The sequence below is a fragment of the Halomonas sp. NCCP-2165 genome (assembly GCF_023708045.1).
Classification (GTDB): domain Bacteria; phylum Pseudomonadota; class Gammaproteobacteria; order Pseudomonadales; family Halomonadaceae; genus Bisbaumannia; species Bisbaumannia pacifica.
This window is the reverse complement of the sequence record NZ_BRCY01000015.1, coordinates 57,953-72,101: the sequence shown is the minus strand read 5'-3', so window position 1 is coordinate 72,101 and position 14,149 is coordinate 57,953. Positions and strand designations below refer to the sequence as shown.

Below are 14,149 nucleotides of genomic sequence, written 5' to 3'. Positions count from 1 at the left end.
ATTCGATGCCGTTCGTCATCCACTGACCCCGACGAGGTATCAGGACTGGAGGGTGCGCCTGTGGGGGTGGAGGGCCCGCTGGCAGGCCGCGGGCAGGTGGATATCCACCGCCACCGGCAGGTGATCCGAGAAGAGATGATCCAAAACGCGCACCTCATCGGCCACCAGGGAATCGGATAGCAGGATATGGTCCAGGGCCCGCCGAGGCTGCCAGGAGGGATAGCTGAGCAGCGGCTTGACCGGGTGCAAAGGCAGGGCCGCGCAGAAATCGGAGTGGGCGTGGAGCTGGTCCGGCGTGCAGTTGAGGTCGCCCATCACCACCACATGGCGTAGCGGCATGATCAGCTCGCTGAGGTAGTCGAGCTGACGCACACGGCCGCGGTGGCTCAGGGCCAGATGAGCGACGAAGAGGTGCAGGGCATCGGGGCCCTCGCCGAAGCGGGCGTGGATGGCGCCGCGGCCGGGCAGGGTGCCGGGCAGGCGGTGTTCCTCGATATGCGCCGGCGGCAGCCGCGACAGGAGGCCATTGCTGTGCTGTGCGAAGCGCCCCAGGTTGCGATTGAGCTGCTGAAAATGGTGGGGAAAGCCGGCGCGGCCGGCCAGGTACTCCACCTGATTGATATGGTTGGAGCGAAAGCTGCCGCCGTCGACCTCCTGGAGGCCGACGATATCGAATTGCCCCAGGACCTTGCCGACCATGTCCAGGCGGCCGCGGCGCTTGGGGTGGGGCAGCAGGTGCTGCCAGCTGCGGGTCAGGTAGTGGTGGTAGGCCGAGGTGTGAATCCCCACCTGCAGGTTGAAGGTGAGCAGGCGCAGGTGGCCCGACTCAGGCAGCGGGTGGAAGACCTCGGCCCGGGACATGGGCCTACTCGCCCCGTTCCTGGCGAACCTTGTCGATCAGCGCCTCGGCGATCTGCGGCATGTTTTCCAGGCTGCCGGCGCTGGAGGGGCTGACCAGGTAGCGGCCATCGATGACCAGGGCCGGGACGCCCATCAGGCGCATGGCGCGCATGCGGGCATGGGCCTGGTTGACCTGGGAGCGCACGCCGAAGGAGGTCAGGGCCTGCCGGGCCTCGGCTTCGTCGACGCCATGCTCTGCGAAGAAGGCCGCTACCTCGTCGGTGTCGGTCAGGCGCTCGCCCTGCTGGTGAATGGCGTCGAAGATCTCGGCGTGGACCTCCTCGAGGATGCCCAGGTCGTCGGCGGCATAGAAGACGCCGGCATGGGTGTTCCAGTCGCCGCCCATGGTGGCGGGGAGATGCACCACGCCGACGTCGTCGTCCAGGGTGGGGTACCAGTCGGCAAGGCTCGACTGCAGGCGGTAGCAGTGCGGGCAGCCGTACCAGAAGGCCTCGGTGACCTCGATCTGGTCCGCGTCCACCACGGTCGCCACCGGGTTGGCCAGCACCTCATAGTGCTCGCCCTCTACCAGGGGCGTGGACTGGGCCTGGGCCAGGCCGGCCAGGCCGGCCAGGCCGGCCAGGCCGACGAGGGCCAGGGACGCCATCAGGGGCTTGAGCATGGGGGGGATCTCCTTGGGACTAGGGCTAAAGGTAACAGGGTTCACCGGACGCCGCGTGGCGCGCCGCAGGCTTGGAGCCCTTCCGGGGCCTGAGGTTCCCAGAAAATGACACGGGGCGGCCTGGAATGGCCGCCCCGTGTATCAGGCGCTAGCGGGCTCGCTTAGTGGAGGCCGAGCACATAGTTGGCCACGGCTTCCATGTCGCGATCGCTCATCTTGGTGGCGATATCGCGCATGATGGCGTTGGGATCGTTGGTCCGCTCGCCATCGGCGAAGGCCTGCAGGGTGGCGACGACATAGTCGGGATGCTGGCCGCTCAGGGCCGGGTAGGCCGCGGAGCCGATGCCCACCCCGGTGGGGCTGTGGCAGGCGGCACAGGCCGGGATGCCCTTGGCGATGTCGCCGGCCCGGTAGAGCTCCTGGCCGCGAGCCACCAGCTCGGCGTCCGGGTCGGCCTGGCCCAGGTTGGCGTCCTGCTGGGCGAAGAAGGCGGCCACGTCCCAGGCGTCCTGATCGCTGAAGTTATCCACCTGCCCGGCCATCTGCGGCACCAGGCGGTTGCCGTCGCGGATATCCATGATCTGCTTGGCCAGGTAGGAGGCCTGCTGACCCGCCAGATTGGGGAAGGCGGGCGAGATGCTGATGCCCTCCTGACCGTGACAGGCGGCGCAGGTCTGCGCCTTCTCGCGGCCCGCGGCGGGGTCGCCCTGGAGGTCGGCGTGGGCCACGCCCACTGCGCCCATGGTCAGGGCCAGGCTTGCCAGTAACTTTCTCATCGCTAATCCACTATGCCATTGATTGTTGACCGGAACGTATCCTGGGCGCCGCCCGCTGTCCATGCTGCGCCGCGAGGGCGCGGGTCGTTGTCGGCGAGAGCAGGGTGGTACACTAACGTGTCCCAGGTCGCTGAAAAATACAGGGCATTATAACGACTCGCCAGGGCGAGGTGAATCTGCCCGACCTGCCACCCAAGGAAACGCTGCATAGTGCTCCATCCCGCTCGCCGCTTTATTCAGCGCTTCCGCTAAGCCGAACTTTCGCCAGGATCCCATCGATGCCGTCTCTTAACTACCAGACCGCCCGCTTTCTCACCAGTGCGCCGACCCTGGCCCAGTGCCCGCCGGACGAGGGGCGCGAGGTGGCCTTCGCCGGGCGCTCCAACGCCGGAAAGTCCAGCGCCATCAATACCCTGACTCAGCAGAAGGCGCTGGCGCGGACCTCCAAGACCCCGGGCCGCACCCAATTGATCAACTTCTTCTCCCTGGGGGAGGAGACCGGCCGGCGCCTGGTGGACCTGCCCGGCTACGGCTTCGCCAAGGTGCCGGAGAAGGTCAAGCTGGAGTGGCAGCGCCACCTGGGCGAGTACCTGCGCGGTCGCGCCTGCCTGGCCGGCCTGGTGCTGGTGATGGATGTGCGCCACCCGCTCACCGAGTTCGACCAGATGATGCTGGGCTGGGCCGACGAGCAGTCGATGCCGGTGCATATCCTGCTGACCAAGGCCGACAAGCTGAAGAGCGGCGCCGCCAAGTCGGCCCTGCTGCAGGTGCGCCGGCGTCTGCAGGAGTGGGAAGACCTGGTCAGCGTTCAGCTCTTCTCGGCCCTCAAGCGTGAGGGCGTCGAAGAGGCCCGGGGGCGGCTGGACGGCTGGCTGGCCGAAGGCTGAGGGGCGTTACGCCTGGCCCCTCAGGCGCGCCAGTAATTCCGGCAGCTCGCGCACATGGCCGAGGCGATGCACGCCCTCCGGCAGGGCCTCCCCCGCCGCCTGGCCGTGGCGGTCGATCCAGGCCACCCGCATGCCCAGGCGGCGTGCCGGCAGCACGTCCTCCTGCCAGGAGTCGCCCACGTGCAGGGCTCGTGAGGGGGCGCTGTCGAGGCGCGCCAGGGCGGCCAGGAAGGGCCGCGCATCGGGCTTGGGCGCGAGCAGCTCGCCGGCGATGATCGACACCGGGAAATGGCGCACCAGGGGCAGCCGGTTGAGGTCGACATTGCCGTTGGTGATGGTGGCCAGGCGATACTCCCTCGCCAGTCCCTCCAGCAGGGCATCCACCTCCGGGTAGGGGTCGAGGCGGTGGCGCAGTTCCAGGAAGCGCTCCATGGCCGCGGTGGCCCACATCTCCGCTTCCCGGGGAGGCAGACCATAGGCCTCCAGCAGTTCATAGAGGCTGCGGCTGCGAATCCAGGTGAAGTCGCCGCGGCGCAACGGGAAGCGTCGCGCCACCTCGCCGCGGTGCTGCACATAGGCGGGCAGCGGGAAGCGCTCGCCATAGCGGCCCAGGCGCTCCAGGCGCGCCTCCAGCCAGGTGCTCAGGGCGCTGTCCAGCCAGTGGTAGTGCCCCTGCTCGGCGTGCTCCATCACCGGGCCGTTGTCCCACAGGGTGTCGTCCAGATCGAAGGTCAGGGTGTCGAGGCGCGTCATGGATCATCCTGGCCGCCCTCGGGGCGGCGGCGTGCGCGTGGGTGGGCGGCATCGTAGCTGGCGGCCAGGTGCTGCCAGTCGAGGCGGGTATAGACCTGGGTGGTGCTCAGGTTGGCATGGCCCAGCAGCTCCTGCACCGCGCGCAGGTCCTGGCTCGACTCCAGCAGGTGGCTGGCGAAGGAGTGACGCAGGCGGTGGGGGTGCAGGTGCTCGGCGAGGCCGCGCTCCCGGGCCAGCTTGGCCAGGCGTAGCTGGATGGCGCGGTGACCCAGGCGGCTGCCCCGCCGGCCGACGAAGAGCGCCGGCTCAGCCTCGCCGGCCAGTTGACCGCGCACCGCCAGCCAGGCGTCCAGGGCCTGGCGGGCCCGTTGTCCGACGGGTAACTGGCGGGGCTTGGCGCCCTTGCCCAGCACCCGCAGGCGGCGCGGCTGGAGGGCGTCCAGGTCGAGGCCGGCCAGCTCCGCCAGGCGCAGGCCGCAGGAGTAGAAGAGCTCCAGCATGGCTTGGTCGCGGCGCGCCAGGGGCGAGTCGTCGTGGGGCGTATCGAGGAAACGCGCCAGCTGGTCCACGTCCACCGGCTTGGGCAGGTGGCGGGGCTGGCGGGGCGCCTGGGAGAGGCGCACCGGGTCGTGATCGAGGCGGCCGGTCGCCACCAGGTGAGCCGCGAAGCGCGACAGGGCGGCGCGGCGCCGGGCCAGGCTGCGGGGCGCCAGGCCCCGGGCCCGCTCCTGGCCCAGGAAGCGCCGTACCCGGCTGGCGTCGAGCTCGCCCCAGTCGGCGAGTCCGGTCCCCTCGACGAAGGCCAGGAAGGCGCTCAGGTCGCGGCGATAGGCGGCCAGGGTGGCCGGGCTCGCCTCCCGTGCCAGGCCGCCGAGGAAGGCCTCGAGGGCGTCGGCGAGGGCCTCAGCGGGAGGCATCCCCGGCCCTCCCGTGGTGCACCAGCAGCCGCGCCACCACCTCGCCGAGGTACTCGGTGAAGAGGGTGTCGAGGCTGGCGCGGAAGTGCTCGGTATCGTGGCTGGCCAATACCAGGTAGCCCAGCGGCTCGCCCAGGGTCAGCCGGGAGATCACGCAGGAGCCGGCCTGGCTCGGCGCCTTGGCGTGGGGCAGCAGCAGCTTCCAGTCGGTGGCGGAGAGCCGGCAACAGCGGCTGTTGCGGCCCTCGAGCAGGGCGCCCAGGCGCTGGCCGGCGGTGTCGTCGAGCACCTGGCGGGGCGCCTGGGGCGGGCGCGGCTCCCGGTCGGTGAGGCTGGCCGGGCACCACAGGGCCACGGCACTGGTCTGGAACTGCTCGGCGAGCTGGGTGGCCAGGGTCTGGCCCAGGGCGTCGCCATCCTCGGCCTCCAGCAGCGCCAGCACCAGGGCCCGGGTGCGGCGATACTGGCCCTCGTTGTGGCGGGCCGAGTCGAGCAGCTGCTCCAGGCGCCATTCGGCGGCCTCGGCTCGCTCGCGCAGGTCATGGACCAGGCGCTCCAGCAGCGAGACGGCGCCGCGTCCCTCCGGGTGGGGCACCTTGAGCTGCTGCAGTAGCCCCTCGCGGCCGACGAAGAAGTCGGGATGACGGGCCAGCCAGTGGGCGACCCGATCCGGATCGAGGGTCTGGCGGGGCTCGGGGGCCTGGGCACGCGTCATGGGCAGCTCCTCGTCGTGGCGGTGCGGTTCAGTTCAGGGGGACACGGCCCTCGAAGACCCGCTCCGCGGGGCCGGTCATGATCAGGGGGGCGTCGTCGCCGGCCCATTCGATGGTCAGGCTGCCGCCGGGCAGGTGTACCTCCACCGGGCTCTCCAGCAGCCCCTGGCGGATGCCGCTGGCTACCGCGGCGCAGGCGCCGGTGCCGCAGGCCAGGGTCTCGCCGCTGCCGCGCTCGTAGACCCGCAGGCGGATCTCGTGGGGCGAGACCACCTGCATAAAGCCGGCATTGACCCGCCGGGGGAAGCGCGGATGGGACTCGATGGCCGGGCCCAGCCGGGCCACCGGGGCGCCGTCCACGTCATCGACCCGCAGCACCGCATGGGGGTTGCCCATGGAGACCACGCCGATCTCGAGGCACTCGCCGTCCACCTCCAGGGCGTGCCGCGGCAGGTCCTGGGCGGCCTCGAAGGGCAGCGCCTCGGGGGCGAAACGCGGCGCGCCCATGTCGACGCTGACCCGGCCGTCCTCCTGGACCACCAGGGTCAGGGGGCCGCCGGCGGTCTCGACGCGGATCTCGTGCTTGTGGGTCAGGCGCTGGTCGCGCACGAAGCGGGCGAAGCAGCGCGCGCCGTTGCCGCAATTCTCCACCTCGCTGCCGTCGGCGTTGAAGATGCGGTAGCGGAAGTCCAGGTCCGGGTCCCGGGGCGGCTCGACGATCAGCAGCTGATCGAAGCCGATGCCGAAGTGGCGATCGGCGAGCTGGCGGACCTGCTCGTCGCGCAGCCGCGCCCGCTGGGTGACCAGGTCGACCACCATGAAGTCGTTACCCAGGCCGTGCATCTTGGTGAAGTGCAGCAGCATCAGTCCGCGGCCTCCGGCAGCAGGGCCTCGCCTTCCCACAGCGCCTCCAGGCGCTCGCGGCGGCGCACCAGGTGGGCCTGGTCGCCATCCACCATCACCTCGGCGGGGCGCGGGCGGCTGTTGTAGGTGGAGGCCATCACGAAACCGTAGGCCCCGGCGGAGCGCACCGCCAGCAGGTCGCCTTCGGCGATGGCCAGGTCGCGATCCTTGCCGAGGAAGTCGCCGGTCTCGCAGACCGGGCCCACCACGTCATAGGTGGCACTCTCCCGGGGTGCTCGGGTATCCACCGGCAGGATGCGCTGCCAGGCCTGGTAGAGGGAGGGACGGATCAGGTCGTTCATGCCGGCGTCGACGATGGCGAAGTTCTTGGTCTCGCCGGGCTTGAGGTACTCGACCCGGGTCAGCAGCACCCCGGCATTGGCGGCGATGGAACGCCCCGGCTCGAACAGCAGGGTCAGGCGCTCGCCGCCGGGCCAGGCGGCCAGGCGCTCGAGCAGGGCGCGGGCGTAGTCGAAGGGCGCCGGCGGGCGCTCGTCCTGGTAGGGCACGCCGAGGCCGCCGCCGAGATCCAGGTGCTCGATCTCGATGCCCGCCTCGCGCAGCCGCTCGAGCAGCAGCAGCAGGCGGTCCAGGGCGTCGAGGAAGGGCGCCAGCTCGGTGAGCTGGGAACCGATATGGCAGTCCAGGCCGCTGACGCGGATATTCGGCAGGCGCGCGGCGAGCTCGTAGACGCCCAGGGCCTCGTCCACCGGGATACCGAACTTGTTGTCCTTGAGGCCGGTGGAGATATAGGGGTGGGTGCCGGCGTCCACATCGGGATTGACCCGCAGCGAGACCGGCGCCACCTTGCCGAGGCGCCCGGCCACGGCGTCGAGGCGCTCCAGTTCCGGGCGCGACTCGACGTTGAAGCACTTGATGCCCGCCTCCAGGGCGCGGGCCATCTCCGCCTCCTGCTTGGCGACCCCGGAGAAGACCACCTTGGCCGGGTCGCCGCCGGCGGCCAGCACCCGCTCCAGCTCGCCCACCGAGACAATATCGAAGCCGGCGCCGAGGCGCGCCAGCAGGCCCAGCACGGCCAGATTGGCGTTGGCCTTGACCGCATAACAGATCAGGTGGGGGTGGCTGCCCAGCGCCTCGGTGTAGGCGCGGAAGTGGCGCTCCAGGGTGGCGCGGGAATAGACATAGCAGGGGGTGCCGAAGCGCTCGGCGATCTCCGCCAGGGGCACGTCCTCGGCATGCAGGGTACCGTCGCGGTACTCGAAATGATCCATCTTAGGCCTCGTCGTCGGTGGGGGCCGCCGCCTCGGGGGGCGTCGTCTCCGGCAAATACAGGGGCCCCTTCTGGCCGCAGCCGGCCAGCAGCATCAACACCAGGAGCCCCAGGGTCAGCCGGGCCATCAGCGCAGCGCCTTCAGGGCGTCGCGGGCCCGCTGGGCGGCGGCGCGGACCTGATCGGGGGCGGTGCCACCGATATGGTTGCGGGCCGCCACCGAGCCTTCCAGGGTCAGCACCTCGAAGACATCCGCCTCGATCACCTCGGAGAACTGGCGCAGCTCGTCGAGGGTCATCTCGGAGAGGTCCTTGGCTTCGCGGATGCCGAAGGCCACCGATTCGCCGACGATCTCGTGGGCGTCGCGGAAGGCCACGCCCTTGCGCACCAGATAGTCCGCCAGGTCGGTGGCGGTGGAGAAGCCCTTGCGGGCCGCCTCGCGCATGCTGTCGGCCTTGGCCTCGATGGCCGGCACCATGTCGGCGAAGGCCTTGAGGCAGTCCTTGACGGTGTCCAGGGTGTCGAACAGCGGCTCCTTGTCCTCCTGGTTGTCCTTGTTGTAGGCCAGCGGCTGGGACTTCATCAGGGTCAGCAGGCCCATCAGGTGGCCATAGACCCGGCCCGACTTGCCGCGCACCAGCTCCGGCACGTCCGGGTTCTTCTTCTGCGGCATGATCGAGGAGCCGGTGCAGAAGCGGTCGGGCAGGTCGATGAAGTCGAACTGGGCGCTGGTCCACAGCACCAGCTCCTCGCTCATCCGCGACATATGCATCAGGAGCAGGCTGGCGAAGCCGGTGAACTCGATGGCGAAGTCGCGATCGCTGACCGCGTCCAGGCTGTTCTCCGCCGGGCGCTCGAAGCCCAGCAGCTCGGCGGTGACGTGGCGGTCGATGGGGTAGGTGGTGCCGGCCAGCGCCGCCGCGCCCAGGGGCATGACGTTGACCCGCTTGCGGCAGTCGAGCAGGCGCTCGTGATCTCGGGCCAGCATCTCCTGCCAGGCCAGCAGGTGGTGACCGAAGGTCACCGGCTGGGCGGTCTGCAGGTGGGTGAAGCCGGGCATGATGGTCTCGGCCTCGCGGTCGGCCAGTTCGATCAGGCCCTCGCGCAGGCGCGCCAGCTCGGCGCCGACGAGATCGATCTCGTCGCGCAGGAAGAGGCGGATATCGGTGGCCACCTGGTCGTTACGGGAACGCCCGGTATGCAGCTTCTTGCCGGTGATGCCGATCTTGTCGGTGAGCCGCGCCTCGATGTTCATGTGCACGTCTTCGAGCTTCACCGACCAGGGGAACTCGCCGCGGCGGATCTCGTCGTCGATCTCGCCCAGGCCGGCGACGATGGCATCGCGCTCGGCATCGGTCAGCACCCCGACCCGGGCCAGCATGGTGGCGTGGGCGATGGAGCCCTGGATATCGTGGTGGGCCAGGCGTTGGTCGAAGTCCACCGAGGCGGTGAAGCGTTCGACGAAGGCATCGGTGGGCTCGCTGAAACGGCCGCCCCAGGACTGGTTGGTCGACTTCGTCATCGGAGGAGAAATCCTGCAAGTTGGCTGACAAGGTAATGCCTGGCAGTGTACCAGAGTCGACGGGGCAGGCCATGCCAGCATGGGCACGGCGAGATTGAGGCTAGGGGCTGGTCTGGGGGAGGCGCTACGCAAAGACGCTGTGAATCCATCCCTGGACGCTCGACTTTTTCATCCCTGAAAAAGACGCTTTGCTTCGGCCTGCCCCCAGCGCTCCCTAGGCCAAGGCTGTGGCAAGAGCCATAAGCGCGACGCCAGGGCCATTTTTCCTTATCTGGCGACTGCTTTATGATGGAGTAATAAAAGCGGGGCTCGGTCCCGCGCCAACGATTCATGGGAATGCCCGCCAAGGTGCGGGCCCCGCGACGGGAGAACCACGTGTCCGCCATCACTACCCTGCGCATCGCCACCCGCAAGAGCCTGCTGGCCCTGTGGCAGGCCGAGCATGTCCGCGACCGCCTCCAGGCGATTCACCCCGGCCTCGAGGTGGAGCTGGTGGCCATGTCCACCCGCGGCGACCAGATCCTCGATGCGCCCCTGGCCAAGGTCGGCGGCAAGGGGCTCTTCGTCAAGGAGCTGGAGGAGGCGATGCTGGACGGGCGGGCCGATATCGCCGTGCACTCCATGAAGGACGTGCCCATGCACTTTCCCGAAGGGCTGGGGCTGTCGGTGATCCTCGAAGGCGCCGAGCCCACCGATGCCTTCGTCTCCAACCGGTATGCCAGCCTCGACGAGCTGCCCGAGGGGGCGCGCATCGGCACCTCCAGCCTGCGCCGCGGCCTGCAGATGAAAGAGGCGCGCCCGGACCTGGAGATCCTCAACCTGCGGGGCAACGTCCAGACCCGGCTGGGCAAGCTCGACGCCGGCGACTTCGATGCCATCATCCTCGCCACCTCCGGGCTGCGTCGCCTGGGCCTGGGCGAGCGCATCACCATGGAACTGCCCCCCGAGGTGTGCCTGCCGGCCTGCGGCCAGGGAGCCCTGGGCATCGAGTGCCGCACCCATGACGCCGACCTGGTCGCGCTGCTGGCGCCCCTGGATGATCCGGAGACCGCCACCCGGGTGCGCGCCGAGCGGGCCATGAACACCCGCCTGGAGGGCGGGTGCCAGGTGCCCATCGGCGGCCATGCGGTCCTCGAGGACGACGGCCGTACCCTCTGGCTGCGGGCCCTGGTGGGCAGCCCCGACGGTACCCGGGTGCTGCGCGCCGAGGGTCGGGGATCCGCCTTCGAACCGGAGACCCTGGGCATTCGGGTCGCCGAGGATCTGCTCGCCCAGGGCGCCGGCGAGATCCTCGCCGAGGTCTACGGCGACGCCTGATGAGCCGGGTATCGCGGGTACTGATTACCCGACCCGGGGAGCGCGCGCGGCCCTTGCTGGCGGCCCTGGACGGTCTGGGCGTGGCGGGCGTCGCCCTGGAGGTGATGCGCCTGGAGGCGCTGCCGGAAACTCAGGCGCAGCGCAGCGCCTGGCTCGACTTCGATGAGTTCCAGCATGTCGTCGTGGTCAGCCCCTTCGCCGCCGACCGCCTGGCCGAGGCCCTCGATCATTACTGGCCCCAGCTGCCGCTGGGGCCACGCTTTTATGCGGTGGGCGGCGCGACCGCCGAGCGCCTGCATCGGTTGCTGGGGGTGCGGGTGCGGGTGCCGCCGCCGGGCCAGGGCGATACCAGCGAGGCGCTGCTGACCCTGGCCGGGCTACGCCGGCTCGATGAACAGAAGGTGCTGCTGGTGGCCGGCGAGGGGGGGCGGCCGCTGCTGGCCGAGACCCTGGCTGCCCGTGGCGCCCGGGTCACGCGTCTGGCACTCTATCGACGACGGTGCCTGCCGCCCGCGCCCGAGGCGGCGGACTGGCTGGCCCGGGGCGACTACCGGGCCCTGGTGATTACCAGTGGCGAGCTGCTCGAGCACCTCGCCCCCTGGTGTGGCGAAGCGGCGTTGAACCAACCGCTAATCGTATCGAGCCCCCGCCTGGCTACACTGGCCGGTAGCCTGGGGTTCACCAAGCTTCATACGGCTACGGGAGCCACCCCGGCCGCCCTGGCGGCCGCCGTGGCCGGGGCCTGCAACCTGGATGGCGCCGAACCCGATCATGACGATCTCGACAAGGGCTAGCGATAGATGAGCAAGCAACCACAAGATCAGGACGAACGACAGGCGCCCGGCGCCGCCTCCCAAGATGCCGCCGAACAGGCGAGCGAGGCCAGCCAGGCAGAGTCAGGCAAGGGACGCGGCAGCGGGCGACGCCGACGCGGCGGCCAGGGAAATCCCTCCCGCACCGGCGGCGCTACCCAGGGGCAGGCCGCCAAGGCAAGCGAGGCGGCGACGGATAGCCGCACCGACTCCTCGACCGCCGGCGCGGCGACGCCCGACAAGCCGGCAGCGACCAAGACCGGCGCCGACAAGGCCAGTGCCGGCGGAAAGACGGCTTCCGGCAAGGCGGCTTCCGGCAAGGCATCCGGTGGCGGACAGGGCGGCACGCCGCCCGGTGCCTCCCAGCGCGCCGGGGGCAAGGCCGGCCCGATCGCCCTGGTGTTGGTGGTGGTGCTGGCCCTGATAGGGCTGGTGCTGGGCTGGATGGGTTGGCAGACCCTGGAGGCTCAGCGCGAGCGCCTGGCCGGCGCCGAGGCGGAACTGGCCGAGCTGCGCTCCCTGGGCGACCTGGAGGCGCGGCTGAGCGAGCAGGCCGAGGAGCGGCGTGCCGCCCTGACCGGCGAGGTGACGAGCCTGGAAGGCGAGTTCGAGACCTACCGCGGCGAGGTGAACGAGGCCCTGGATCGGGTGCTGGCGGAGCTGGCCCAGCAGCAGAGCGCCGACGAGCGGGAGTGGCTGCATGCCGAGGCCGCCTACCTGCTGCGCCTGGCCAATCAGCGGGTGCAGCTGGAGCGCGACCCGGAAGGGGCCGCGGCCCTGCTGCGCACCGCCGATGCGCGGCTGCGCGAGGCCGACAACCCGGCCCTGCTGCCGGTACGCCGCGCCCTGGCCGCCGAGCTGGCCGCCCTGGACGCGGTGCCGCGGGTCGACCGTACCGGCCTCTACCTGGCCCTGAACGCCCAGCAGGAGCAGTTGGCGACCCTGCCGCTCTCCCAGGACGTGGAGGCGCTGGCGCTGGAGATCGGCAATGGCGAGGCGCCCAGCGGCGGCTGGCGCGAGCAGCTGGGGCGCTTCGCCGGCGAGCTGCGCTCCCTGGTCACGGTACGCCAGCATGACGAGGCCCTGGAGGCGCTGATCGCCCCCGACCAGGAGGCCTACCTGCGCCAGAACGTGCGGCTGCTGATCGAACAGGCCCAGTTGGCCCTGCTCAAGGAGGAGGCGACCCTCTATCGGGCCAGCCTCGACGAGGCCATCGCCCTGGTGGAGGACTACTACGCTACCGACCGCGAGGCGGTGCAGGCCTCCCTGACGCGCCTGGCGGAGCTTCGCGAGCAGGCGGTGCGCCCCGAACTGCCCGATATCAGCGCTTCCCAGCAGGCCCTGAACCGTTTTATCGACAGCCGCTTCGGCGGTGCCGAGGAGGCGGATGAGTCATGAGAAAGCTGATCCTGCTTGTCGTCGTCGGCCTGGCCGTCGGCGCCCTCTTCGGCCAGTTGATGCAGTCCTTCCCGGGCTACTGGCTGATCCGCGTCGGCGACACCTCGGTACAGACCTCCTTCTGGTTCGGCCTGGTGCTGCTGCTGGTGGGGTTCCTGGTGCTGCACTTCGCGCTGCGGGTCCTGGCGCGGCTGCGGCGCCCGGTCAGCCGCCTCAAGCTGTGGAATAGTCGCTCCCGCAATCGCACCGCCATGAAGCGCACCGTGCGTGGCCTGGTGGCCCTGGCCGAGGGGCGCTGGAAGCGGGCCGAGAAGTCGCTGGTCAAGGCCGCCGATGACTCCAGTACGCCCCTGGTCAACTACCTCTCCGCGGCCCTGGCGGCCCACTATCAGGGGCGCTACGAGCAGGCCGACACCCTGCTCAAGCGGGCGCACCTGAGCACCGAGGGGGCCGATACCGCCGTGGGCATGATGCAGGCCCAGCTGATGCTGGACCGCCAGCAGTACGAGGAGGCCCTGGCCACCCTGACTCGCCTCGACAAGCAGCTGCCGGACCACCCGCAGGTGCTCAAGCAGCTCAAGCAGGCCTACCTCAGCGTCAGCGACTGGGACGGCCTGCGCCGCCTGATGCCGCGCCTGTCGGCCCAGCAGCTGATCGCCGAGGAGGAGCGCCACGAGCTGGAGAAGCGCGCCTACCGCGAGCTGCTGAGCCAGGCCGCGCGTCACCCCGAGGACGTGGAGCGGGTGCGCAACCTCTGGGCGGATATGCCCGACGGCCTGCGTGGCGATGTGGAGCTGGTGGTGCTCTATGCCGAGGCCCTGGTGCGCGGCAAGCAGGAGGGCATCGCCGAGCGCCTGCTGCGCCACTCCCTCAAGGTGTGCTGGGACCCGCGCCTGGTGTTGCGCTACGGCCTGCTCAGCGTCGATCCGGCCCGCCAACTGGTGTATGCCGAGAAGTGGCTGCAGGAGCGTCCCAATGATCCGGACCTGCTGCTGACCCTAGGGCGGTTGTCGCTGCGCAATGCCTACTGGGGCAAGGCCCAGGAGTATTTCGAGGCCAGCCAGCGTCAGCGCCCCAGCGGCGTGGTCTGCGCCGAGCTGGCCCGGCTCTATGCCAACCTGGGCGAGCACAACAAGAGTCAACTGTACTACCGTCAGAGCGTCGAGCTGCTCGACAAGTCGCTGCCGGCGCTGCCCCAGCCCAGCGACCGGGACGACTGACGATTATTCATCCATTCGCTTTGCTCTCCTGGGCGCCTGCGGGCGCCCTTTTTTCTGCGCGCTCTCCGCCCGGAGCGGCGGCGGCGGGACGCACTATGCGGATGGCAAATAGGCCCTATCAGGATGATGACTTGTCCGTCCGGTCAACACTGGCTAGGCTGACCATGTTGACCGAATG

The 14,149-nt window shown here is 70.1% G+C and carries 15 protein-coding genes; 5 read left to right on the top strand and 10 right to left on the bottom strand.

Translation table 11 applies throughout. The annotated features are described in order from the left end of the window. Positions 1-39 precede the first annotated feature (39 nt). The 3 genes from NFU04_RS09790 to NFU04_RS09780 all read right to left on the bottom strand — a co-directional run bounded on the left by NFU04_RS09790 (position 40) and on the right by NFU04_RS09780 (position 2,298). On the bottom strand, positions 40-861 hold the full coding sequence (locus NFU04_RS09790; RefSeq protein ID WP_251309253.1) for an endonuclease/exonuclease/phosphatase family protein: 822 nt from the start codon (positions 859-861) through the stop codon (positions 40-42). 4 nt (positions 862-865) lie between these two features. Then, positions 866-1,522 carry a thiol:disulfide interchange protein DsbA/DsbL gene (locus NFU04_RS09785; RefSeq protein ID WP_251309252.1) on the bottom strand — a complete coding sequence of 219 codons (657 nt, stop codon included), beginning with the start codon at positions 1,520-1,522 and terminating at the stop codon, positions 866-868. Between the two features lie 161 nt (positions 1,523-1,683). After that, positions 1,684-2,298, bottom strand: coding sequence for a c-type cytochrome (locus NFU04_RS09780; protein WP_251309251.1), 615 nt, complete (start codon positions 2,296-2,298; stop codon positions 1,684-1,686). 278 nt (positions 2,299-2,576) lie between these two features. Here NFU04_RS09780 and yihA point away from each other — a divergent pair, with 278 nt between their 5' ends. Then, positions 2,577-3,185 carry a ribosome biogenesis GTP-binding protein YihA/YsxC gene (gene yihA / locus NFU04_RS09775; protein ID WP_251309250.1) on the top strand — a complete coding sequence of 203 codons (609 nt, stop codon included), beginning with the start codon at positions 2,577-2,579 and terminating at the stop codon, positions 3,183-3,185. 6 nt (positions 3,186-3,191) lie between these two features. Here yihA and NFU04_RS09770 read toward each other — a convergent pair whose 3' ends face one another. From NFU04_RS09770 to argH, 7 genes are read right to left on the bottom strand one after another with little or no spacing between them, the layout of a single operon-like run. Then, positions 3,192-3,938, bottom strand: a complete 747-nt coding sequence (locus tag NFU04_RS09770) for an HAD family hydrolase (RefSeq protein WP_251309249.1) — start codon at positions 3,936-3,938, stop codon at positions 3,192-3,194. Then, entirely contained in the window at positions 3,935-4,855 is a 921-nt protein-coding gene (locus tag NFU04_RS09765) for a tyrosine recombinase XerC (protein WP_251309248.1), read from the bottom strand. Before NFU04_RS09765 ends, NFU04_RS09770 begins: the two co-directional genes overlap by 4 nt. Continuing rightward, positions 4,842-5,570 carry a DUF484 family protein gene (locus NFU04_RS09760; protein ID WP_251309247.1) on the bottom strand — a complete coding sequence of 243 codons (729 nt, stop codon included), beginning with the start codon at positions 5,568-5,570 and terminating at the stop codon, positions 4,842-4,844. Before NFU04_RS09760 ends, NFU04_RS09765 begins: the two co-directional genes overlap by 14 nt. 28 nt (positions 5,571-5,598) lie before the next feature. After that, entirely contained in the window at positions 5,599-6,432 is an 834-nt protein-coding gene (dapF, locus tag NFU04_RS09755; protein WP_251309246.1) for a diaminopimelate epimerase, read from the bottom strand. Then, positions 6,432-7,703 carry a diaminopimelate decarboxylase gene (lysA, locus tag NFU04_RS09750; RefSeq protein WP_251309245.1) on the bottom strand — a complete coding sequence of 424 codons (1,272 nt, stop codon included), beginning with the start codon at positions 7,701-7,703 and terminating at the stop codon, positions 6,432-6,434. The genes dapF and lysA overlap by 1 nt, the downstream gene beginning before the upstream one ends. A gap of 1 nt (position 7,704) precedes the next feature. Next, complete coding sequence (gene lptM, locus NFU04_RS09745; RefSeq protein ID WP_146801741.1) at positions 7,705-7,830, bottom strand: LPS translocon maturation chaperone LptM; 126 nt, start codon at positions 7,828-7,830, stop codon at positions 7,705-7,707. Continuing rightward, positions 7,830-9,224 (bottom strand): argininosuccinate lyase, encoded by a 1,395-nt coding sequence (gene argH, locus NFU04_RS09740; protein ID WP_251309244.1) that lies wholly within the window; start codon positions 9,222-9,224, stop codon positions 7,830-7,832. Before argH ends, lptM begins: the two co-directional genes overlap by 1 nt. 375 nt (positions 9,225-9,599) lie before the next feature. Between argH and hemC the strand changes: the two genes are divergently transcribed. Genes hemC through NFU04_RS09720 form a run of 4 tightly spaced genes read left to right on the top strand, consistent with a single transcriptional unit; the run spans position 9,600 to position 13,971 of the window. After that, positions 9,600-10,541, top strand: a complete 942-nt coding sequence (hemC, locus tag NFU04_RS09735) for a hydroxymethylbilane synthase (RefSeq protein ID WP_285835136.1) — start codon at positions 9,600-9,602, stop codon at positions 10,539-10,541. Then, the gene (locus tag NFU04_RS09730; protein WP_251309243.1) at positions 10,541-11,335 is read left to right on the top strand and encodes a uroporphyrinogen-III synthase; all 795 of its coding nucleotides are present in this window, start codon (positions 10,541-10,543) and stop codon (positions 11,333-11,335) included. Before hemC ends, NFU04_RS09730 begins: the two co-directional genes overlap by 1 nt. 6 nt (positions 11,336-11,341) lie before the next feature. Further along, positions 11,342-12,751: a uroporphyrinogen-III C-methyltransferase gene (locus NFU04_RS09725; protein WP_251309242.1), complete on the top strand. Its 1,410-nt coding sequence runs from the start codon at positions 11,342-11,344 to the stop codon at positions 12,749-12,751. Further along, positions 12,748-13,971: a heme biosynthesis HemY N-terminal domain-containing protein gene (locus tag NFU04_RS09720; RefSeq protein WP_251309241.1), complete on the top strand. Its 1,224-nt coding sequence runs from the start codon at positions 12,748-12,750 to the stop codon at positions 13,969-13,971. Before NFU04_RS09725 ends, NFU04_RS09720 begins: the two co-directional genes overlap by 4 nt. The last annotated feature ends 178 nt before the right edge of the window (positions 13,972-14,149 follow it).

Excerpts from the sequence above, each read along its gene's own strand:
- NFU04_RS09780 (WP_251309251.1), bottom strand. The coding sequence starts at position 2,298 with ATGAGAAAGTTACTGGCAAGCCTGGCCCTGACCATGGGCGCAGTGGGC.
- lysA (WP_251309245.1), bottom strand. The coding sequence starts at position 7,703 with ATGGATCATTTCGAGTACCGCGACGGTACCCTGCATGCCGAGGACGTG.
- NFU04_RS09760 (WP_251309247.1), bottom strand. The coding sequence starts at position 5,570 with ATGACGCGTGCCCAGGCCCCCGAGCCCCGCCAGACCCTCGATCCGGAT.
- NFU04_RS09730 (WP_251309243.1), top strand. The coding sequence starts at position 10,541 with ATGAGCCGGGTATCGCGGGTACTGATTACCCGACCCGGGGAGCGCGCG.
- NFU04_RS09765 (WP_251309248.1), bottom strand. The coding sequence starts at position 4,855 with ATGCCTCCCGCTGAGGCCCTCGCCGACGCCCTCGAGGCCTTCCTCGGC.
- NFU04_RS09790 (WP_251309253.1), bottom strand. The coding sequence starts at position 861 with ATGTCCCGGGCCGAGGTCTTCCACCCGCTGCCTGAGTCGGGCCACCTG.
- lptM (WP_146801741.1), bottom strand. The coding sequence starts at position 7,830 with ATGGCCCGGCTGACCCTGGGGCTCCTGGTGTTGATGCTGCTGGCCGGC.
- NFU04_RS09785 (WP_251309252.1), bottom strand. The coding sequence starts at position 1,522 with ATGCTCAAGCCCCTGATGGCGTCCCTGGCCCTCGTCGGCCTGGCCGGC.
- NFU04_RS09770 (WP_251309249.1), bottom strand. The coding sequence starts at position 3,938 with ATGACGCGCCTCGACACCCTGACCTTCGATCTGGACGACACCCTGTGG.
- yihA (WP_251309250.1), top strand. The coding sequence starts at position 2,577 with ATGCCGTCTCTTAACTACCAGACCGCCCGCTTTCTCACCAGTGCGCCG.
- NFU04_RS09720 (WP_251309241.1), top strand. The coding sequence starts at position 12,748 with ATGAGAAAGCTGATCCTGCTTGTCGTCGTCGGCCTGGCCGTCGGCGCC.
- argH (WP_251309244.1), bottom strand. The coding sequence starts at position 9,224 with ATGACGAAGTCGACCAACCAGTCCTGGGGCGGCCGTTTCAGCGAGCCC.
- NFU04_RS09725 (WP_251309242.1), top strand. The coding sequence starts at position 11,342 with ATGAGCAAGCAACCACAAGATCAGGACGAACGACAGGCGCCCGGCGCC.
- dapF (WP_251309246.1), bottom strand. The coding sequence starts at position 6,432 with ATGCTGCTGCACTTCACCAAGATGCACGGCCTGGGTAACGACTTCATG.